The following is a 21,417-nucleotide window of genomic DNA, read 5'->3' on the forward strand; positions in this document are numbered from 1 at the left end:
TTCAAATGCTGTCTCAATTTTGCACGGCAATAAAGTTGCGAAGAGGTAACTCTGTTACAGTTAGGTTGTTACTCTCAGCCCCGCGCGAAATGCCCTCTCAAATATCGCCTCTACCTCTTCCCAATGCTGCTTCCGAGCGGACGCCGCCGGTGGAGGGCCGGTTAAGCGATGAGCAGGACTTCGCAGAAACCGACAAAGATGCAGAGTCCTTCAAACTCTTGCTCGTTGACGATAACGCCGACCTCTTAGAGATGACTTCAGAGTTATTGTGGGAATCCGGTTTCGAAGCTTTCATAGCTGCAAGCGGGAAAGAAGCGTTGCAAATGTTGGAGCAAAATCCGAATATTGACGCAGTACTGACCGACGTCGTTATGCCAGATATGAACGGCCTTGAACTCGGCCATGAAGTCCGCAAACGGTATCCTTCCATTACCGTCATACTGGCTTCGGGCTACCCCAATCCGGCTACGGTGGGGCACGGCAACGTGCACGATTTCCCCTTTCTTAAGAAACCATACCGCATTGACCAAGTCATTCGCCTGTTGCTGAAGCCGAATTAGGCTCGCAGCTCTAATCAAAATAGAGTCTCCTTAACTAACTCATCCTGTTTTCCAGAAGGGCCTCAAACTCAATTGGCGGCACCGCTTTTGAGAAAATGAATCCTTGCCCATAATCACATCCGGCTAGGCGCAATATATCTAACTGATTCTGCTCCTCAATACCTTCAGCAATGACCCTGATTCCCAGCCGATGCGCCATGGCAATAATAGACTCTGCGATTGCACGACTGCTTTCATTCACACTAATGTCACGAATGAAGCTTTGGTCGATTTTCAGGCAGTCAATATGAAATCTTTTTAGATATGCGAGGGATGAATATCCAGTGCCGAAGTCGTCAAGAGCAACACGAATCCCGGTATCCTTGTATTTATCCAGTGTTGTGGCAACCTGTGTAGAGGCGTTAAGCAGAACGCCTTCGGTAATCTCAACTGTCACGCATCCTGCCGGGAGACCTCTCTCAGCAAGGTAGGCTGGCCAGTCAATAGATGCCCCTCGTGTAAACTGTATTGGTGATTTATTTATGCTTATTTCGAATGTATTTTTGCTCTTTGCACTCCATTGCATGGCCCAAGAAACGGCTTCGCTGAATACAAAATCACCGATTTCGTGAATTAATCCTGATTCTTCGGCAATTGGGATGAACCTTGCCGGCGAAATGTCACCTAATGCGTCATGGTTCCACCGCAATAGCGCTTCCGCTTTTGAAATCTCGCCACTGCTCAAGTCTACAATTGGCTGGAAATAGACTTTCAACCTCTTTGAAGTCAATGCGCTGCGCAAGTCTTGAGCGAGACGGACACGGTTTTGCGCCTCGCTGTGCATTGATTTAGTAAAAAAGCGGAAGTGATTGCGCCCACCCGCCTTGGCGGCATACATTGCCTGGTCAGCATTACGTATCAAGTCAGCCGTGTTGTCCGCGTCTGCGGGATAGAGTGTGATTCCAACACTGGCTGAAATGTGCGCTATTCCCTCATTCAAAACAAAGGGCATTGCTAATTTTTGGGTAATCTTTTGAGCCATGAGTTCGATATGCGGCTCATGCAGTTCGGTCAGGATAATGGTGAATTCGTCGCCGCCGAGACGGGCAACCGTATCTGATTCCCTGATGCAACTACTCAAGCGCGATGCGACATGGTTTAACAACTGGTCGCCCACATCGTGGCCATGAAGGTCATTGACTTCCTTGAAGTGGTCGAGGTCGATGAATAGCAGGGCAATCTCGTCTCCGGTGCGGTGCGCCTTGCGAATCTCTTGCTCGAGTCGGTCGCGGAACAATCTGCGGTTGGGAAGTCCCGTCAGAATATCGAAATTCGCGTGCTGCCAAATCATTTCCTCTGACTTCTTCTTGTCGCTAATGTCGGTCATGGTGCCGCTCATGCGTGCCGGCCGCCCGCGCTCGTCTCGTGCGACAACAACGCCTCGAGAAATTACCCATTTGTAGGTACCGTCTTTGCACTGCAGGCGATACTCGATATTCAATGGCGCCTGCTCCTTCATTGTCGCCTGAATGTCCTCCAACGCGGCTTGTCGGTCGTCTGGATGAATTCGCCGCACCCATTCTTGGTACCGGTTTGGAATGTCGCCTTCTCCATATCCTAAGATTTCCTTCCAACGCTTCGAGTACACGACTTCGTTGTCATGGAACGTCCAATCCCAAATGCCGGCGCGGGCTCCTTCCAGGGCAAAGTTCAAGCGTTGATTACTCTCGTTCAGCGCTTCAATGGCATCCCTTTGCTTCGTTACATCGTGACCCTGAATAAAAATCCTTGTCGTATTCCCTTCATCGTCAATAAGCGGTTGGAATAAGAGGTCGACATAGATAGTTGTAGTAGGGCCGTCAAATGTTCGCTGTAACGTCACAGGCAAGAGTGCGCCTGAGAACGGTCTTCCAGTACAGAAAACATTCTTAAGTATCTCGAGGTAACCTTGACCGCCAAGCTCTGGTAGAGCTTCTTGAATCGGCCTGCCAATCAGCTCTCTGTGGCCAACAAGCTGGTAGTAGGCTTCGTTGACTACTTCATATACGAGGGAAGGACCGCGGAGGACGGCAATGAAGCCGGGCGCTTGGGCAAACATACGATGCAACTGCTGCACCTCTGCCATAAGCGCCTTGATGAGATTGGCAGTTTCTTCGCGGCCGCCAGTTTCGTTTCGTGGTCCATTTCCATCATCTTCGGCATAGTCCATGGGAGTAACCGTGTATTTGAGGAAGGTTTCTGGTTGCCAATCGGTAACCGTCGGCTTTACAGCAACCGCCATGGTTCTCTCGGATATTTCTAAGGCCGGTTAGTATTAACTTACTCTACGGCTTGAGTTGTTGACAAGAACGTACCTTATTCCCGAATTCGTGCCATAACCGCTACGGTTTCGGGTTCCTGGACTTTGCAGTTCTGAAGGCGCCCACGAGAACTAAAAAGCAGTCGAGTCTCCTACCAATGTCGCAGTGACGCTTCAGGGGAGGCCTCCGGTTCTGGTTCGGCTCGCGACCATGGTCGAGTTGTAGCGAAGAGCTGTAGAATGCCGAGCTAACCGCACGGGTAGGGGATTGTTTTATCCACCGTATGTGGTTGCGGCGCTCTGACGGAGGTTGCAAGAAGGCTAGCTGGGGAGAGGACGAGTAATGCACCATCAGACACCGAAAGCCCTACGTATCCTTCTCGTTGATGACAACGTAGACGCAGCAGAAATGCTGAAGCTCTTGCTAGAGTTTTCTGGCCATGACGTTACTGTTGTCCATGACCCCAATGTCGCCTTAAAACATGCCATTGTAGAGCCGCCTCACGTCGCGATTCTTGATATCGGACTGCCCATTATGGACGGTCATGAACTTGCAAGGCGGCTGAAAGCAGATACGAAAACCGCCAAAATCCACCTTATTGCAGTCAGCGGATACGCGCAGCGGGAAGACCTAAACAAATCCAAGGCGGCAGGATTTGACCACCATTTCGTCAAGCCGGTGAACATCGAGATTCTGACAGGTTTGCTGAACGAAATTGAAGCCGGTTCCCGGATATCGTGACCTTCTCCCTATGAGGGAGCCAACCTGCTTCTAGCAAAGTTTGTCAAACAACCCTAGCGTAGCGGGAGCGGCAAACACTGCGCTATGTACGTCAGTGAATTCCGCAGGTACAGGATATTTCAGTGACTGTGCGACCGCGCATCGTTATAGTCGTGACCTAACAGCACATCTTCTAACGACCGCCCCTTCCCGCGCACTAGGGAGTCACCATTCGGACAACGTTTCTCGACGTTGTGTTTTTGCTTGCCCCGTAAGTGGATTGCCGCACTTAACTAAGTTTCATGTTAGTATTTCCTATAGGAAATGAAGATGGATATCTTCATGCAAAATAACGGCTATTTGCATGAATTTCGCCCATTATCGGTGCGTACCGTGCGCGAATTTGGTGCGATTCTTTAGTGTGCTCACAATTTTCAGTAATACATAATATGAAACTTCGATACAAACTTCCGATTGCGTTCGTTGTTATTTCCTTTGTTGTTGCGGCTGCTGGCTCCGTTGGGCTTTATAAATTGCATGACGCCGCAAATGACTATGCAGAAGTCATCCGCGTTGACTACGGCAATGAGCAGCAAATCAGTTCAATGCTGTTCGAATTTAAAACGCAGGTACAGGAGTGGAAAGACACTCTGCTGCGCGGTAAGGACCCGCAGCAATTGGAAAAGTACTGGGGAGCTTTCCAAACGCATGAGAAAGCCGTCGACGACGCTGCACGCAAACTGCAGTCCTCGTTGCTCCAAGGAGAAGTGCGTACGCTGGTGACTGAATTCGCCGATGCCCATCGCAAAATGGGTGAGGACTACCGCAAGGGATTTGAACAGTTCAAGGCAGCCAATTTTGACCACGCTGTTGGTGACGCCGCAGTAAAGGGAAAAGACCGTGCGCCTGCTGAGCTTCTCAACAAAGCCCGTGCAAAGATTGTCGAGGCGACCCAGGCGCGCGTCGCCCATGCCAAGGAGGCCAGTGATGCCGCCAGCCTGCTCAGTATCGTCCTGATGCTTGCGGGCCTATTCGCGGCGGCCATTAGCGGCGTCGTGCTGTCCCGGGCTATCACCCGACCGCTGAACAAGGCAGTCGAGATTGCCGACAAGGTCGCCAACGGTGACCTCACGAGCGATATCGTACCTGCCGGCGATGAAGAAATTCGGCACTTACTGGCCTCGTTGAAGCAGATGAACGGTAACCTTGTCGAGATAGTTGGACGTATCCGCGGCGGTACAGAAACCATCGCCACCGGTTCCCGCGAGATTGCCATGGGCAATCAGGACCTGTCATCGCGTACGGAATCTCAAGCCTCCTCACTTGAAGAGACGGCGTCGTCGATGGAAGAACTTACCGCGACGGTCAAGCAGAACGTCGATAGCGCAGCGCAAGCTAACCACTTGGCAACCGCGGCCTCTGAGGTCGCCGTGAAGGGCGGCGCGGCTGTCGCCCAAGTGGTCGACACCATGAACGCTATTGAAGCCGACGCCAAGAGGATTGCGGATATCACTAGCGTCATCGACGGCATCGCATTCCAGACGAACATACTTGCATTGAACGCGGCTGTAGAAGCCGCGCGCGCCGGCGAGCAAGGACGTGGGTTCGCAGTCGTGGCCTCAGAGGTTCGAAGCCTGGCTCAGCGTTCTGCAGCGGCCGCGAAAGAAATCAAAACGGTAATTGGCGGTTCCGTCGAGAGGGTAGGCCAAGGCAGCAAACTTGTTGGCGAGGCTGGGGCGACCATCAATGAGGTCGTCGAAAGCGTGCATAGGGTGAACGACATCATGTCCGAGATACTCGCTGCCAGCCGCGAGCAGAGCGGCGGAATCGAGCAAATCAACCAGGCAGTCGCACAGATGGATGAGGTGACACAGCAGAACGCGGCACTCGTGGAAGAAGCCGCAGCCGCCGCCGAGTCCATGCATGAGCAGGCGGCGTCTCTTGCTCAAACCGTCGCAGTATTCCAAGTGAAATCTCGCACTACTGAGGTTGCGCAGGTTCGGTCAACGCAGCCCTATCAGCCGAAAGGCAACGCGTCATTTTCCACTAGCGTAAACGGGAATGGTACTTCAGATACACTTGCTTCTACGTCGCAAAAAGCGACGACAAGCTTAAGCAGAACACCTATTCCAACTGTCAGGCCGACTCTGACTGACGCCGGTGAATGGGAAGAATTCTAGGCCGGCTGTAACTCTGTCCAATTCCGCCGGGAGGCGATGTGGTCTAGGGGAAAATAATAATCGTATTGGAACAAGGTTACGCCACTGGAGCTGTTGCTGCGTGGTTAAAGGCAGCTGTACTGGACGCCAAGGTATTCGATGGTCCGAATGCATCCCCCTCCTACTCATGCGCGGGGAAGGCGGCGGCCGGAGCTAACCCGGCCCTTGGCAGGATGAGCGTACATGGCTGATAAAGCCCGCCATTTTCAGCGCTAAAGCGCGCGCACCGCTTTTCACATCGTATTCAATCCTACGGTGCGCCGTTCATGATGCTGCAATCAGACGCAGGAGTCCCAATCTGTAGGTCAGTAGGTACGGTGACCGGCGCTGATGCGGTCTTCTACACGAGGCTGAGCGACATGTGTGCAATCACGTAAATACGTCTCCCGTCCCATGCTGCTTCCAATTGCTTGATGCGCTTCATAGCGTCGTCCACAAGGGCTTCCGACACTAGAGCGTTTATCGTTCAACTCATGTTTTAACTGAGTTCACTGCGTGCAAAGTCGAGAAATTCTTGCGGCGGCAAAGCCTCGGAATAGAAGTAACCTTGCCCATAATCGCAACCGGCTTGAATAAGATAGTCTAATTGGTGTTGCGTTTCGATACCTTCAGCGATGACCTTTTTGTTCAGTTTATGCGCCATTGCGATAATCGTTTCTGTGATTGCACGACTGCCTTGGTTGGAAGCAAGATTTTGTACAAACGATTTGTCAATTTTTATGTAATCAATGTCGAATTTATGAAGATAAGACATTGAAGAGTAGCCAGTCCCGAAATCATCCAGAGCCAATTGAATTTTCGCTTTTTTTAGTTCGTCGAAGCGCTCCTGCACTTTAGGCGAAGCGTTCAACAGGACGCCTTCGGTGATTTCAACGACAATTCGCTCCCCCGAAAGTCCGTGTTCGGCAAGATGACGTACAAGGTCGCACTCCTCGTCGTCTGCCATGGACTGTATAGGCGACATATTCACTCCGACTTGAAATTCCGAGTCGAACAAAGATATGGCTTGTTAACAAAATGCGATAGCCTGCCTGCACATCCAGCCTCCAATAGGTATGATAATTCCTAATTCTTCTGCAAGCGGGATAAATGTGGCAGGGGGGATTCTGCCTAGTGTTGGATGGCTCCATCTCAACAGAGCTTCGGCTTTAACGACTCGTTTTGTTCTTAAATCTAAAATTGGTTGGTAGTACACTTCAAACTGGTGAAGTGATAATGCGACACGAATGTCGTTTATTATTTTTAATCGTTCGCGTGCTCCCTCATCCAGTTCCGGAGTAAAGTAGGAAAACCGATTCTTTCCGTTTTTGGCAACGTGCATAGCCTGTTCCGCCTTGCGGACAAGCTCATCCATTTCGGTGGCATCTAGCGGATATAGACTTATCCCGATACTGGCCGATACATAACTTTTAGTCCTTCCTAGGCTGAATGGCAGCGATAAACTACGCAAGATGCTTTGGCACAGCAATTCGATTTCTTCCATACGAGAAAAACTGGAGAGAATCACGACGAACTCGTCCGGTCCAACGCGAGCGACCGTGTTCAAATTATTGACGCAGCCTTGAAGCCGTTTGGCTGCCTCCATTAGCAAAATATCACCTGAATCATGCCCATACAAATCATTAACCGCTTTAAAGCCATCCAAGTCGACAAACAAAAGTGCCAGTCTCTTATCAACATGACGACTCTTCTGTATCTCATATTCAAGATACTGTCTGAAAAGGCGACGGTTAGGAAGCGATGTGAGAATATCCAGATGAGCATGTTTCCAATTTAGCTCGTCGGATTCTTTTCGAACGGTAATATCGACCAGTGTGCCAGCCATGACGAGCGGCTGTCCGCTTTTGTCTTCCTCAACAATTACCCCACGCACCCGCACCCATTTCCACGTGCCATCGTCAGCTTTAATCCTAAATTCACAGGTAGAAAGAGGGATTTTCTTTTTCAAGCATTCTTGAAAGCTTAGTTGGACGTTAGGCACGTCATCTTTATGGATAATGCTGTACCACTCTTCCGCAGAAGTGATATGTTCACTTTCTTGTCGCCCGATTATTTTGCTAAATCCACCTGAGAAGATAAAGGTCTTACTTGGAACGTCCAGTTCCCATATTCCTTCGCCAGTCCCATCAATTATAAGAGACAGCCTGTTACTCAAATGCTGCACCTGATGCTGGGTCTTCTTAATTGCGGTGATGTCTCGCATCACGATTTGGGTCGCTGGCTGGCCGTCCCAGAAAAGAAAACCAAAGACTGCCTGCACGTCGATGAAAGTGGCGTGTCCTCGCTTTAATCTTATGTCATGAAGACCTGATGCCGGATTTTCTTCGTTTATGGATTTGAATCCACAAACAACAGTTCCGTACGAATCATTGCTTATAAATTCCAAAATAGAGTGATTAGGCCATTGAAGCGGGTCCTTGATTCCTAGTAGGTGTACTGCGCTAGGATTGGCGTACACAATACAATGGTTAACTTCCACTACAACAGCGTCAGGGTTGTACTCAGTTAATAGACGGAATCTCTCTGCCGCCTGTTTTTTGTCAGTAATGTCAAACATAACCCCTATAACTTCCCTAGGGTTACCAGTTTCATCTTTAATACTTTTGCCACGTATGGCTATCCAGCGTAACTTCCCGTCAGGGCGCCATACGCGAAACTCCAAGTCGAACGGTTCACCGCTTTGGATTAGTGGCTCAAGCGGTTCACGGAATTTTTCCAAATCGTCTTTGTGCGTGTACGTAAAGAGATACTCGAAAGGGATAATTGTTTCCGTCTCGCCATGACCAAGAATTTGTGAGGTAACTGCGCTTTGGTAGATTAGGCCAGTAGAGAGGTCTCTCCTCCATGTACCTATTTTCCCGGCCTCAATAGCGAGCGCAAAGTTAATCTCATTAGTGGCGGCATGGTTATCCATCGTAATGTTTCCCGCTATTGAACCCTACGTATTCGAAACAACATCTCCATTCCGATTCGCGGATAACCTTCTAATGCCTTCAGCGCTTTGGGAAATGAAGTTGCTTCTTATAAACTTGATTTTTAACAAATTTTTGATGGGAATGGCGACTTGCATATTGGTGTGCAAAACATCTTAATATTTATTTTGCTCATCAAGAGGTCCATCTGAATTTTCCCCGCTTCTACAAGACGTGGCGTCATGATAAGTGTTGTGGATAAACCCTACGCTAGAACTCCTGTAGTGAACGATACTCCAGCGCGCTATGGAGATGCTGCTCGTTGTCATGTTCGAACGCGATGCCCAGTACTAATCAAGCAAGTACAATTCCCATGTCTGGCGGTAGTAGTGCACCGTACCGACCAGTTCGTTGATGACAAGCTCATATCCTTCGAGAAGCGCCTTATTACGGGATATCTGCTCGAAGTAGCAGTTGGATATTGCGGGCACGCAATCCACTTCGGTAGGCGCGTTTACCGGATGGAGTAGTCTCGCTATGGGGACAAAGCACTCAGTCCCATGTGTTTGCCAGTGATAGCGTATCTGCAGGCGGCCGATATGGCTCAATTCTCCATTGAGCTCCTCAGCAGTCATCAGCGTCCCCCGTCGACGCAAACGTGTAAGCAGTAATCGCATGTTCACTAAGGTTCTGCGATTCAGGCGTCTTTACCCATGCTCTGGAACAAAATGCCGCTCATAGACACGGTCAGACAGTAACTAGCAGTCGCACCCAGAAACCAGAACTTTGCACCATCGGAGGGCTGCTTCTTTGACCTAGCTATATACGTGCTGAGTTTCGATATGGAAAAATTGGTAATCCAAAAAAACAACTATTAAGGAAAAAGAGCAAAAGGCCGGTGCCAACTCGTCATGCGAATTGGATTTTGTCAAAAGTGTTTATATAAACGGTCTTTTAGGGAATCGTCTTTGGAACGCGATTTGTCGTGCAGCTGGCGCGCCCGGCGGGAGGCAGGTGGCCATGCCAAAGGAGGTAAAGTAACCTCCAGCGACGTCATCATGGTGCCGCAGATAATTCCCACAGATAGTGTGTCAGTCGGCCGTGCGGCGACATTGGCGCTTCGATGCACGATGTGTCACGGCGCCCGCGGGATGAGTGAAGCATATACGCCGAATCTTGCTGGCCAGAATGCGGAGGTGGTGTACAAGCAACTGCGTGACCTGCAGTTAGGCCACCGCAAGAGCGCCATCATGGGGCTTCATGCGCGCAACCTTAGTGACCAGGATATGCGCGGCCTGGCAGCGTATTACTCTTACTTGCTGCGTGAGACTCCGCCATCGTCTCTGCTGGGGCAGAGGAAGGCTCCGCGAATCATCCAAGTAGGCTCACCGATGTTTAATATCGCCCCATGCGCATCCTGCCATGGTGGCAGTGCCCGGAAGACAGCGAGTTCGACGCTGGAAGGTGAACCTGAGAACTACATCAGAGCCCAGCTATCAGCTTTCAAAGACGGCACGCGGCATAACGACATCAATGGGCAGATGCGGAGTGTGGCTCGTCAGATGACTCCTGAAAAAGTAGAAACTTTAGCGAAGTACTACTCGCAACGCTAGCGGCCTCGCATGACTACGTTAAGAGTCTTTCATCGTACGGGCCAAGTCGGAAAGTGAAGAGTGCTGCAAGATTACGTCGAACGCATGAAAGCGGTTTCAATCTTGGCTGTGCCTCACCATTTTCCTCTAATAGGGAAGCGTTCCCAAGATTGCTTATATCGACACTGTGTTCGATATGGTGATGCAATGCTCAATTCGTATCCACCTAAAAGAATCACGTTTGGTTCTAGTTTTAGAACGCGTGGGGCAAGCAATTTTGGAACGATGTCACATGGAGCATAAGAATGATTAACTTCGAGAAGTCTTGCTTGTGAAATAAAGTGGTTTGGATAGTCGCTAAAAGGGCAGCACTCGAAGACAAGATATCCAATATAACGCGGTTCTCTACAAAGTACATCTGGAGCCAACAAAACACCACGCTTCTGTAGGCATGTAAGTAGGAAGCGCATTTTGTGCTCTCCATCAACTTGGCAGGCTACAGTAAATTAACTAGCTTTTTTGGGAAAAGCCACAACGCATGCTTTCTACTTTTAATGTGCATTTCTTTGGCTTATCAACAGCTGCTCAAATGCCTGCGCTGGTATCGCTTGCGAAAAGAGGAAGCCTTGCCCATAGTCACACCCTGCTGAACGAAGAATGGCTTCTTGCTCTGGCTTCTCGATTCATTCAGCAATGACTTTCAATCCAAGCCTGTGAGCCATTGCAATCGTGGAGTCGGCGATTGCCCGGCTTCCCTCGTTCTTCTCGATGTCACGAACAAAGCTCTGGTCAATCTTGAGATAGTCAATGTCAAATCGCTTGAGATACGCTAGAGAGGAATACCCGGTACCAAAGTCGTCTAAGGCTACTTGGATACCTGCATCACGGTAGCGATAGAGCATCTCAGCCACATTAGGCGAGGTGTTGAGCAGCAAACCCTCGGTGATTTCCACTGCAATGCTATGTGGAGGAAGCCCTTTGCTTTTCAGAACGCCGGTCCAATCTACGGACGCCTTAACTAAGAATTGCACCGGTGAACGATTGACGCTAATTTGGAAGGGGATGCCGGAATTCTCTCCCCATCGCTCGGAACAGGAAGCAGCTTGCGTGAACACCCAATCGCCAATTTCATGAATCAGTCCCGATTCTTCTGCTAAAGGGATGAACTGTGTTGGTTCCACAAGACCATAGGTAGGGTGATTCCATCGTAGCAGTGCTTCCGCTTTGGTAATCCGGCGTGAATCCAAATCAACGACTGGCTGATAATGAACAAACAACTCCTCGGCAGCTAGTGCGTTGCGCAAATCTTGAGTGAGCTGTATTCGCCTTTGTGCCTCGTCCTGCATCGACTTGGTAAAGAAGCGAAACTGGTTGCGGCCCGCATGCTTAGCAGCATACATTGCTTGGTCAGCGTTACGGATTAGCCCTTCAGGCTCAAAGCCGTCTGCTGGATAGAGAGTAATCCCTACGCTTGCGGAGATATGGGCGGTATCGCCCTCAAGCCAAAAAGGCTTAGCTAGTTGAGTAATGATTTTCTGAGCAACCTGCTCAAAATGCGGGTGGCCATGTAAGTCAGTCAGGATAACGGTGAACTCATCGCCGCCAAGGCGGGCCACCGTATCAGAATCGCGCACGCACGATGTCAACCGGCGGCTGACTTGGGCTAACAGTTTGTCTCCGGCATCATGACCGAGTAAATCGTTGACCTCTTTGAAGCGGTCCAAGTCGATGAACATCAGTACGACTTCATCTCCTTCCCGATGGGCTTTTCGGACCTCCTGTTCTAACCGGTCTCGGAAAAGGCGCCGATTCGGTAGTCCAGTCAGGTAATCAAAGCTTGCGTGACGCCAAATAATCTCTTCTGTCTGTTTCTTTTCTGAGATATCAGTAATGGTTCCTGTCAGACGAGTTGGTCGCCCGTTCTCGTCACGAGCGACCACTACCCCTCGAGACAGCACCCACTTGTATTGGCCATCGTTGCAGCGCAGTCGATATTCAATGTGGAATGGAGGGCCGCCCTGTACCGTGTCCTGCAGCGACTCTATAGCTGTATGCCGGTCCTCAGGATAGATTTTGCTCGCCCAGTCTTCATAGCGTCCCAGCACCTCCTCATCGCCATGTCCTAGGATTTCCTTATAGCGATTCGAGACAACCAGTTCATTGGTTAAGACATTCCAGTCCCATACGCCATCACGAGCTCCTTCAATCGCGAACTTCCATCGTTCATTACTTGCCTGCAGCGCTTTCTGTGCGAGCTTCTGTTCTGTGACGTCGTTGCCCTGAACGAAGACACCAGATACCTTGCCGTCTGCGCCGAAAAGAGGCTGGAAAACAAAGTCGACATATCGGTCGGTCTCGGGCTCCCCCGCTAGATGAGGGACCTTCACAAGCATTTGATGGCCGATGAACGGCTTGCCGCTGGCAAACACGTTATCCACCAACGCCGCATACCCCTGTGCAGCTATCCCTGGTACCGCTTCACGGCATGGTCGACCTACCAAGTCATCCCTCCCAACAAGTTGGCGGTAAGCGAGATTGACGACTTGTAGACATGCTCCGGTCCTTGTAGAACCGCAATGAAGCCGGGAGCCTGTTCAAACATGTCGCGTAGGCGCGCGACTTCGTCTTTGTCCATATGACCCCACGTACGCCACAACTATGCACCAAATGAAGTTCGTATGTCGGAATGCTCAAGCGCTGTTATTTTGCAGGTTTAGCATACGGCGTCTATATGCGAAAGTCTCGCTCTTTCCCGGTCTGTACACGTCAATCCGAGCGGTAGCGCGTGGCGATTTCAGCAGCCTGTAAGATATGGCGAGCACACTGATTTTGCGCCTTCATCTCCGAGGCGCGATGTCAAGCGACGACGTTGTCCCCGCAAATGTTCGGTTTGCGGGGAATTTTTTCGTTGTATAGGGCAGCGCCGCTGAACTAAACGGGTTTTTGCTTTGCCTGGGAATAGCGTTGCGTAGCAGCAGGTACGTTTTGCAACTTTTAGCTAAGCAGCTTGGAAGGGAATGCGATGCATTGGATAGACCCAGCTTCTTTGCCGGAGAAGAAAGGCAAGGTGACTCAATTTCTAGTCAACCCACATGGCGACCTTGACGGCCTTGTACTCGGCCGTTCGACTCTTGTGCACTTTCCTCCCCATTTGAGTCGACAGGTAGCTCGACATATCAGCGTTGGCTCAACAGTCCGCGTGCGGGGTGTAAAACCGCGGGGGGCTGATGTGCTAGCAGCAGTTTCACTGACCTCCCAAGATAATGTCGTGATTACCGATGACGGACCAGACGCTGCTACGCACGGCATACATTCGGTTGAACGCGCACGGAAGCATGGCGAAGCTACGGGACGCGTAACGCTATCGCTCTTTGGACCAAAGGGCGAGTTGCGTGGGGCGCTGCTGGAAAGCGGCACTTCATTACGCATGCCTCCGCATGCCGCAAGCGAACTGGCCGACTATTTGACCCCGGGTGCTTGTATCCATGCATGGGGTTCAGTGGTAAAGACCCGGCATGGAACGACCCTCGATGTCGAATCAATCGCCTTTGGGGACGAACAAGATGAATAGAAATACTTGGTTTTGGTGCACCAGCTTCGGCCAAGTATTCGTCTTACGATGATGGATTGCAACACATTGTAATTATGGTCATCGATGCGCGAGCGAGAACGTTCTTGGAAGGGCAAAGGCACTATTTCCTTTGCCCCAACCATGAAAGTGAATTCAAAATGAAGAAAGCTCTCGTCGTCGCCGCTCTGTTCGCCGTCGCTGGTATCGCCTCTGCGCAAAACGCTGCAACCGCTCCGGCTGCACCGACCGTTTCGGCCGCGCCGGCTGTTTCTACTGCACCGGCAAACGCTGCTGAAGCGAATAAGGCAGCTCCGGCTGCGGCGCCGGCCAAGGCGGTGAAGCACAAGAAAGCGCACACCAAGAAGCATGCGAAGTCGGCGAAGAAGGACGACCAGGCGAAAGCGGAAACTAACGCCCCGGTGGCGAAGGCCGACGCAGCTGCGACGCCCGCCGCGAAGTAATTGCTGTTTTCTGTTCGTAGTTTTCAAATGAGATGAAGCCCGCATTGCGGGCTTCATCTCATTTCATCATGGGGCAATGCTGCCGTCCTATTGATGTTGTTGTATGCAGCGGCCTACCTTGTGCTTCGGAGTGCGTTGAATCTTGCACAGCAAGTCATGCGAGACCTTGCTAACTTCGTATCGGTTACATAACTCCTCTATGAGCTTGGCTAGCAAACTAGCAGCCATCTCCGCGTCAGCCAGTGCCCGGTGATAGCGTCCCGCCACGGGCAGATTGGCGTATTCGACAAGGGTCCCAAGCTTATGGCTTGGCGCTTGCGGGAACAGGCGCCGCGACAGCAGCATAGAGCATGCGAATTGCTGAGGCCTCTTTCGGTTGATGCGCTCAAGCTCGGCGTCCCAGAATTTACAATCAAACGACGCATTGTGGGCAACCAAGGGATAGTCCCCTACAAAATCGGATACCTCGCGCATGACCTCGGCAGCTTTCGGCGCCTTTCGAACCATCGCGTCAGAAATTCCGGTAAGTCCCTCAATGTACGATGGGATGCGCACTCCCGCATTCATCAGGCTTTGGTAACGGTCTACGACCTTTCCGTCTTCCAGAAGGACCGCGGCAATCTCAGTAGCGCGGTCGCCTTGTGCTGGCGACAAACCGGTCGTTTCAAAATCAATTACAGCCACAATTTCCACAGTGCATTCCTCTGTCGCCAATTCTAAAGACGAGTCCTCAGTTCGGATTGTCTCATCTAAAGCGATGTCCGCAGTCAGCCCGGGACAGGTTGTCGCAAACCATCTCCCCATGCCGAAAAGGCCGAGGTCGGCGTAGGCCCGCTCTATTATTGTTTAATGAACAAATCAGCTCGTCCGCGATTCCACTTCGGTTTCGGTGCCAGCATCAGAAGAAGTGAAACCTCTGCGTTAGAAAGGAAGCGTGAATGATTGCAGCAAAAGCCGTTATTGCAGTAGCACTGGCAAGTATTGTGCTGTTCTCTTGGGCGGCAGACGACACTGGCGTCACACCGTACCGGCCATCCATATCTAATCCAGCTCAATTGCCGACACCGGGCCAACTTGAGGTGGAATTCGGAGGCTTGCACACGAAAACCGGAAACGCCCGGGATGAAAGCTTGCCTTACCTTTTGAAGCTTGGATTTTCCAAAGAGTGGGGAATTCTCATCGGTGGCGAGGCATACGTTTGGTCCCGCGACGAGGACGGCTCACGAGAGCACGGTGTAGGCGACACAAGCTTTATCCTCAAACGAGCATTCATTTTGAATAGCAAGACGGCATTCGGATTGGAACTGGATGCAAAGGTGCCGACAGCAAAGGAAGCAATTGGCAGCGGAAAGACCGAATACACCTTGAACGGTATCTACAGCCAGGACATTGGCAGCGTCCACTTGGACGCCAACCTCAATACGACTCGTGTGGGCGTCGTTGAACCCGGTACCGCACGAATGCAAACCGGCCTGTCTGCAGCTTTTTCCATGCCCTTGACCAAGGGATGGCGGGGTGTCACTGAACTCTCTGGAACAAGGCGTAGCGGTACACCGACCACTGCGCAGCTGCTTGCTGCAGTCGTGTACAACCCCAGTAAATGGTATTCCATCGACGTTGGCATGGCTAAAGGGCTAACCAGAAAGTCGCAAGACTGGTCTATCTTCAGCGGCTTTGTCGTTCCCATCGCCAAGCTTTGGTAGCACGGGCGATTAGTCGTGCTTCCCTAGTGCTCGTGTACCCTAGCGGGGAAGGAGGCGACTGCCTGCAAAGCGCCTTCTTTGACGCGAGCATTGGTGTTTCATGTATTGCAACGATTTCCACGTTCATACCGGCGTCGACTGTTTGTCTGCCTGGTGCCGTGTTTGCATCTGTGAAGCGAGGCATTTGGGACTTGCACGACGCTGCGAAGCTACTGGGGTTGGCAAAATTGATTGCTTTTGGAACCAGAATAGCTAACAACTGCTTGTAAGTTGGAAGCGGACACGCTTTGCAGTAAATGGCAGAGGGCGAGGGTCTATTGATAGATGCGGCTGCGACGCAGAATGAAGCAGATGATCCACATCACAATGGCAATCTGCAGTGGCGCACGTATGAGCAGATAGGCCGGCCCCCATGCATGCCCACCCATGGGCACATGATGGATGGCGGCATAGATATTGAGCGGGAAAAATCCGATCAACACGGCAACGGCAAGCCAGCCCGTAGTTCGCCGGGTCCGGGTGAACAGGAATCCGATGGCAATGGCGAACTCAAGCAGGCCGGACGCGTAGACGAGCGCTTCACGCTGCGGCACCCAAGGCGGCAGCATCTGCACCATAGGCATAGTCTGGACAAAATGCCCGATTCCAGTAAAGACGAACAAGAGGGTCAGGCCGATTACTGCGCTTCGGCTTCCATCCAATGGCTGCCGTCTCGCGCGATACCAAGCCAGCGTCACTGTCCAGGGCAGCATCATTAATGCCAGCATTATGATAGGGGTCGTCATCATTTACCTCCGATTGGTTGTGCAGTACGGGAGGCAGTGTAGGAAGCAGGCCGAAACGCGGCCAGTGCGATGCGACGATATGCAGAGAGGACTGTGCCAAACGCAGTTTGGCACGACGACTGGATGCTTGCCGCCGGTTAAAGAAAATACGTGAACAGGGTGGCTCCTGAGCAGAGCCGCTATTTCCGCCTAGGGGCGAGTCTGGAACCTTTTGCACGGCGAAGAACGGCCATGAGCAGTCTTTCAAGAAAGATGGCCGCAACCGCTCAAGACTGAAAGCAGACGTTGAAGGAAAACTCCCAGCATCAGAAGCGAAGAAGAAATTACCAAGCGACTCTCGCTGGAATAAAAGCTCCTTCGTTTTGCGAATACCCTCATACTTCGCCCATAACGAACGTGGACTGTAGACAGTTGCTCTGAATTTAAATGCGAGTGATAGAAGCCACATACCTCTGCCTATCATTCTACGCAACGAATAATTCAGGCTATTAAGCAGCGGCCGTGTCGTATTGACTTAAATGCTGAATGCGGGACTGGATGCTTCCCAGTTGCGACGAATAGGTGACATAATCACCACCTAAGATTTCTAGATTTTTTAGAGTAACGGCTGTACCACTCATGCATACCATGAGCATTCCTTTTTCACCTCCGACCTCTGCATAGTCAATATCCGTAGCAACGATTGCGTGCGCCCCAAGATCAAAGGCTTGCTTCCGCAGTACGCTTTTGCAAAGTTCCTCTCCATCCTTTAATTTATTATTATATGTTTTCGACTGTGTGCCAAAGAAATCTGTAAATGTAGATGTAATCTCACTAAACGCACCGGTTCCAGTAGTCGTTTGTGCGGTAATTATCCCAAGGACGTTGTAGTTCCAATTATGCGGCGAATGGATTGTTGTGATAATCAACGAGGGTAAAAATTTCCGCATCTCCTCGGAGAGTTTATTCTTCTCTTCGAGGAGGGTACCGACCGCACCTCTATAGGCTTCGTCACCACATCGATTGCAACGTATCTCAGCTTTTGTCTTAGCATATTCGTTTATGAGGCGCACTTGACGGTCTTGTAAAAGCTCATTGCTTTTACCAAATACCGAGATTTTCAATGCTTCACCACATGTTGGGCATCTATCCATTTGATTTATCCATTACGCATAAAAATTTTTTGTGGCAGTATTTTAGAGAGAAGCTCTCTAGCTTTAGAACACGTGCGGACCTTACTCATACAACGGTCGCCTTCTTTGTACTCCTTAGTTCGAACGGTAAGCAGGATGGCAAGTGCAAAGATAGGCAAAAAGTGTTGGCATAAGTTAATATTATACAAAGATTCGAAAGAACACTATATTCTTACTCATAGGGGACAGATATGACAATACCGGTTGGTGTGATAGCCGCTGGAGGCGAACTCGCATTTTCGGCAATAACTAAGGGTATTATGGTGCTCTATAATGTCACATCTGAGTTCAATAATTTCGTTGATGAGCACATTGAAAAGATGACGAAATCGGAAAACGTCACGATTGCTCGTACTGGAAAGGTTATAGAAGGAGCAAAGCTTGGTTTTGGCATCGGGTATATTGTCCCCGTCGCGATCATTGCAGCTGGACAGCTCATACTCGGAAACAAGCTGCAAGCAATCAGCGTAATCGCGAGTGCCGCTACAATCTCGAACCCTGTTGCGATGACGTGCGCGGCTGTCGGCGCGATTTACTATGGCTGGACAGCTCTATCGACACAAGAGCAGGGCGAAATACTGAGAGGACTCAGCGTTGGTCTTGAGGTGGGGGTTGAGCTTTTGAAGTCAATTATCAGCTTTGTTATAGGAAAGACCAAAGAGCTACTTAGCGCGGAAAACATCAAGGAGATGAAGCGTTTTATTAACGACGCGGCTGCCTCATTTGGGAGATCACTTGCTGACGTCACCGGAGCAATCAAGGATCGTGTTTCGGGGATTGTCGACACAGTTACAAAATCGGCAACGGACGCGGGACAGAAAGTGATCGCTACCGCAGCTGGCGCAAGCCATACAGTAATAGCGACGGCGACTGAGGCCGGGCAGGCAATGATTGTGACAGTAGGTAACGTACTCCCGTCCAAGAGGCGTGAGAACAGCACTAACACAGAAAAATAGCCGATAGCATCAAGCTGATGACGGTCAATGCGCTATCTACAAGAGCGCTATTTTGATGCTTAGAGGGCAGCAGTCAAAAAACCGTCATCCGCTTCAACAGGCGTTTCGATATTAGGATGGCAATTCCCCAACTCCTTGGTAGCATAGATTCCTTTGACACCACTGATTGAAGCAAGATCGAAAAGACAGCGCGTTTAAGGAACGAGGAGTTGTATACCGGAAAACGCCGCAGTTCGGTGATATGCGTGTCAGAGTGGCAAGTATGGAATTAGTCCTCACTAACTTTCTGAGACAAAGGATTTAGTAGTATGAAATTGTCAGCTGCACTCTGCGTGACCGCGTCCCTTACCGTCTTTGGGTGTGCATCTCACGCGCCGGTCAATCTACCCCCATTTGATGAAGCAGCCTACAGGCCTTTCGCAGCACCTGGTACGGCCACAATCACTGGCACCGCGTTCTTAGTCACCAAAGGCGGCGACATAAAGAAAGGGGCAGCCCGCCAGGTCTTCCTGATTCCGGAGACCGCATTTGTAACGTCACGAACCGACTTCACAGATGACTGGTATCCGACATTTGACTGGCTAGGCTTTAGCGGCACGGACAGAACCACAATTGCAAATGCATGGCGATACACAAAAATCGTTGTAGCAGATGTAGATGGAAAATTCGCTTTTACAAAAGTGCCGGCTGGAAAGTATATAGTCGAGACGCAGCTTTTCTGGCAATACATGAATTGCGGCATGTGGGGGTGCAAGAATGCCGATACAGGTGCGGTGCTGCGCAAACATGTGGAGGTCACTGAAGGCGCACTGCTCGAGGCGCAACTGACCACTGCAATCAATCGTTAGCCCAAACGCCGACGCCCAACCCGGTCTTATATCGACTCCCGCCAAAGTATGGAAATCGCTGAGCACACCGAAGTTTGAATCACCGTAGACTGGCGTCGACAGAACCAAGCGCCTTCTCAAAGGAGGGGAAGGGCGCTTGCGATACAAAGACTGATAGCGGACCTTGGCGAGAACGATGGCGAAGGCAGAAGCCGGGTCAAAGCTGTTGTCCGAAAAAGTAGCAACCGGCTAGCAGCAACGCTCAGCGTGGGGCAAGAAAGTGGTATGGAGATCGCGATGCAATCCACTGTTCAGCCTCTAAACCAATGCGTCTGACTTCGTCATGCAAAGGCACAAGGCCAAGTTCAAATTTTGAACAATCTTTTTTCTCTGAGATGAATACGAACTCATCTAGAATTAATGCGCGCCTAACCCTCTTTTTGTCCATGCGCAAGTAATTATAGTCACTGCGACTCTGAACAACAATTTCCACGATATTGTGATTTTCACCACCTATCCAATTATCGATTCTTTCGTCGAAGTGCTCGACATTGTCCCTTGCGTCTCTGGGCAAAACTTCTGAATCGGCTTGAACATGGAGTAGTTCTCGAAGGACCTTCTTGCGCGCCAGAGCGATGTCACACTTTGAGATGGGCGACAAGTATTTTGAAATCATGGCCGCATGACTAAGAAAAGAAGTAAGGTAATACCAAATCAATCGATCTTGCGCCGTTATAGCATGCCCCAGAACGTCGTTCATTCCATCGTACTCCATGCACGCGCCGATGCCATGCATGCTTATTTCTTGCATGTACCAAGTTAGCTCGTGAGTGTTGAATTCTATAAGCATGTTAAATTAAAATATGCTCGCTCAAAAATTTACCAATTTATAGGAACTTTCTCGTCAATCTTCTTTTTCTAACGCCAACATAAGCGATGTATATTGTACTTCATCGACAAGTCCTTTTTTGAAGGGAAGGCAAGGATCGCTTTGAGTCGACTTGCCAGTTCTCGATAAGCCTACAGTCGGCCATGAGCGGACACCTACGCAAAATGAATAATGCTTCTAAAAAGTAACATTATCCTGATAGGATGTGAGGCGAATATTCGCCAAGCCTTATCTGATTGCCCATACCAAATTCTTGAAAGGCAAGTATATGCAAGCGACAAGTGATAAGACAAAGCTTATGGATGCCATGGTGCTGCTTGAATTGGCAGATAAGATGTATCCGTCTATAGATCATTTCTTTTCGAAATACACCACCTCGGAGTTGATCACTGCTGCGCACGACCTTATCCAAAATGTTCATAGCGATGGCGAGTGTCCGTTCAACAGCGAAACGTACGAGGTATTGGCTACCCTTGAAGGCGCACGAAGGTACATGGACCTAGGCGGGCATCTGTGGCAGCCTAGCGGCGGCACGGAGGAGCCGGGAAAAATTTCCGGGCAGGCGCAAGGAATGTTGGGGCGTATTCTTGCAAGGATCGGTTTAAAATGAACCTGCCTAGCTAAGGCTAAGGCGTCCGGCGGATGCCGTCGCACCGCTTCAAGCGCTGTCGCGTTGACCCGTGTCTGATTTTTTTCATAAGTTGTCCATGCCGCCAAACAGGTCGTTCGATGCGGGCAGGTTAGCGGCATTCCACCGCAAGGTATGCAATG

Annotated in this window: 18 protein-coding genes and 2 pseudogenes; 11 read left to right on the forward strand and 9 right to left on the reverse strand. The window is 50.4% G+C overall.

Features of this window, described 5'->3' with window-relative positions:
- Nucleotides 1-5: 5 nt before the first annotated feature.
- Entirely contained in the window at nucleotides 6-560 is a 555-nt protein-coding gene (locus JJB74_RS22185) for a response regulator (RefSeq protein ID WP_200595538.1), read from the forward strand.
- Between the two features lie 34 nt (nucleotides 561-594).
- On the opposite strand, the gene JJB74_RS22190 is transcribed toward JJB74_RS22185, so the two are convergent.
- Entirely contained in the window at nucleotides 595-2,820 is a 2,226-nt protein-coding gene (locus JJB74_RS22190) for a putative bifunctional diguanylate cyclase/phosphodiesterase (RefSeq protein WP_200595540.1), read from the reverse strand.
- Between the two features lie 361 nt (nucleotides 2,821-3,181).
- Between JJB74_RS22190 and JJB74_RS22195 the strand changes: the two genes are divergently transcribed.
- Nucleotides 3,182-3,580 (forward strand): response regulator, encoded by a 399-nt coding sequence (locus JJB74_RS22195; RefSeq protein ID WP_200595542.1) that lies wholly within the window; start codon nucleotides 3,182-3,184, stop codon nucleotides 3,578-3,580.
- A 428-nt stretch (nucleotides 3,581-4,008) separates the two neighbouring features.
- Entirely contained in the window at nucleotides 4,009-5,739 is a 1,731-nt protein-coding gene (locus JJB74_RS22200) for a methyl-accepting chemotaxis protein (protein WP_200595544.1), read from the forward strand.
- Between the two features lie 517 nt (nucleotides 5,740-6,256).
- On the opposite strand, the pseudogene JJB74_RS22210 reads toward JJB74_RS22200, so the two are convergent.
- Both JJB74_RS22210 and JJB74_RS22215 read right to left on the reverse strand, forming a co-directional pair.
- A pseudogene (locus tag JJB74_RS22210) lies at nucleotides 6,257-8,692 on the reverse strand (EAL domain-containing protein).
- A 348-nt stretch (nucleotides 8,693-9,040) separates the two neighbouring features.
- Nucleotides 9,041-9,325 (reverse strand): hypothetical protein, encoded by a 285-nt coding sequence (locus JJB74_RS22215; RefSeq protein ID WP_200595549.1) that lies wholly within the window; start codon nucleotides 9,323-9,325, stop codon nucleotides 9,041-9,043.
- 423 nt (nucleotides 9,326-9,748) lie between these two features.
- Here JJB74_RS22215 and JJB74_RS22220 point away from each other — a divergent pair, with 423 nt between their 5' ends.
- Together JJB74_RS22220 and JJB74_RS33375 are read left to right on the forward strand one after the other, a co-directional pair.
- Nucleotides 9,749-10,303 (forward strand): c-type cytochrome, encoded by a 555-nt coding sequence (locus JJB74_RS22220; protein ID WP_325170161.1) that lies wholly within the window; start codon nucleotides 9,749-9,751, stop codon nucleotides 10,301-10,303.
- A 517-nt stretch (nucleotides 10,304-10,820) separates the two neighbouring features.
- Nucleotides 10,821-10,979: a hypothetical protein gene (locus JJB74_RS33375; RefSeq protein WP_234484739.1), complete on the forward strand. Its 159-nt coding sequence runs from the start codon at nucleotides 10,821-10,823 to the stop codon at nucleotides 10,977-10,979.
- Here the strand turns inward: JJB74_RS33375 and JJB74_RS33695 are convergent.
- A complete protein-coding gene (locus JJB74_RS33695) occupies nucleotides 10,966-11,682 on the reverse strand; it encodes a putative bifunctional diguanylate cyclase/phosphodiesterase (protein WP_325170162.1) in 717 nt (238 codons plus the stop codon). The two genes, JJB74_RS33375 and JJB74_RS33695, sit on opposite strands and share 14 nt — an antisense overlap.
- Nucleotides 11,656-12,810 (reverse strand): annotated as a pseudogene (locus JJB74_RS33700) (diguanylate cyclase domain-containing protein); the annotation flags it as partial. The pseudogene JJB74_RS33700 and the gene JJB74_RS33695, both read right to left, overlap by 27 nt.
- A gap of 494 nt (nucleotides 12,811-13,304) precedes the next feature.
- On the opposite strand from JJB74_RS33700, the gene JJB74_RS33380 reads away from it, so the two are divergent.
- Nucleotides 13,305-13,853 carry a hypothetical protein gene (locus JJB74_RS33380; RefSeq protein WP_234484774.1) on the forward strand — a complete coding sequence of 183 codons (549 nt, stop codon included), beginning with the start codon at nucleotides 13,305-13,307 and terminating at the stop codon, nucleotides 13,851-13,853.
- A gap of 56 nt (nucleotides 13,854-13,909) precedes the next feature.
- Entirely contained in the window at nucleotides 13,910-14,314 is a 405-nt protein-coding gene (locus JJB74_RS22230) for a hypothetical protein (protein ID WP_200595554.1), read from the forward strand.
- A gap of 87 nt (nucleotides 14,315-14,401) precedes the next feature.
- Here the strand turns inward: JJB74_RS22230 and JJB74_RS22235 are convergent, their stop codons facing one another.
- Complete coding sequence (locus JJB74_RS22235) at nucleotides 14,402-15,007, reverse strand: 3'-5' exonuclease (protein WP_325170155.1); 606 nt, start codon at nucleotides 15,005-15,007, stop codon at nucleotides 14,402-14,404.
- Between the two features lie 245 nt (nucleotides 15,008-15,252).
- Here JJB74_RS22235 and JJB74_RS22240 point away from each other — a divergent pair, with 245 nt between their 5' ends.
- On the forward strand, nucleotides 15,253-16,017 hold the full coding sequence (locus tag JJB74_RS22240) for a transporter (RefSeq protein ID WP_234484747.1): 765 nt from the start codon (nucleotides 15,253-15,255) through the stop codon (nucleotides 16,015-16,017).
- Between the two features lie 314 nt (nucleotides 16,018-16,331).
- On the opposite strand, the gene JJB74_RS22245 is transcribed toward JJB74_RS22240, so the two are convergent.
- Both JJB74_RS22245 and JJB74_RS22250 read right to left on the reverse strand, forming a co-directional pair.
- Nucleotides 16,332-16,805 (reverse strand): DoxX family protein, encoded by a 474-nt coding sequence (locus JJB74_RS22245; protein ID WP_200595558.1) that lies wholly within the window; start codon nucleotides 16,803-16,805, stop codon nucleotides 16,332-16,334.
- Between the two features lie 485 nt (nucleotides 16,806-17,290).
- Nucleotides 17,291-17,935 carry a YbjQ family protein gene (locus JJB74_RS22250; RefSeq protein ID WP_200595560.1) on the reverse strand — a complete coding sequence of 215 codons (645 nt, stop codon included), beginning with the start codon at nucleotides 17,933-17,935 and terminating at the stop codon, nucleotides 17,291-17,293.
- A 230-nt stretch (nucleotides 17,936-18,165) separates the two neighbouring features.
- Here JJB74_RS22250 and JJB74_RS22255 point away from each other — a divergent pair, with 230 nt between their 5' ends.
- Both JJB74_RS22255 and JJB74_RS22260 read left to right on the forward strand, forming a co-directional pair.
- Nucleotides 18,166-18,930 carry a hypothetical protein gene (locus JJB74_RS22255; protein ID WP_200595561.1) on the forward strand — a complete coding sequence of 255 codons (765 nt, stop codon included), beginning with the start codon at nucleotides 18,166-18,168 and terminating at the stop codon, nucleotides 18,928-18,930.
- Nucleotides 18,931-19,238: 308 nt separating this feature from the next.
- Complete coding sequence (locus JJB74_RS22260; RefSeq protein WP_200595563.1) at nucleotides 19,239-19,778, forward strand: hypothetical protein; 540 nt, start codon at nucleotides 19,239-19,241, stop codon at nucleotides 19,776-19,778.
- 241 nt (nucleotides 19,779-20,019) lie between these two features.
- On the opposite strand, the gene JJB74_RS22265 is transcribed toward JJB74_RS22260, so the two are convergent.
- Entirely contained in the window at nucleotides 20,020-20,517 is a 498-nt protein-coding gene (locus JJB74_RS22265) for a hypothetical protein (RefSeq protein ID WP_200595565.1), read from the reverse strand.
- Nucleotides 20,518-20,914: 397 nt separating this feature from the next.
- Here JJB74_RS22265 and JJB74_RS22270 point away from each other — a divergent pair, with 397 nt between their 5' ends.
- A complete protein-coding gene (locus tag JJB74_RS22270) occupies nucleotides 20,915-21,256 on the forward strand; it encodes a hypothetical protein (RefSeq protein ID WP_200595566.1) in 342 nt (113 codons plus the stop codon).
- Nucleotides 21,257-21,417 lie beyond the last annotated feature (161 nt).

This window comes from Noviherbaspirillum pedocola (assembly GCF_016632335.1).
GTDB classification, from domain to species: Bacteria; Pseudomonadota; Gammaproteobacteria; order Burkholderiales; family Burkholderiaceae_D; genus Noviherbaspirillum_A; species Noviherbaspirillum_A pedocola.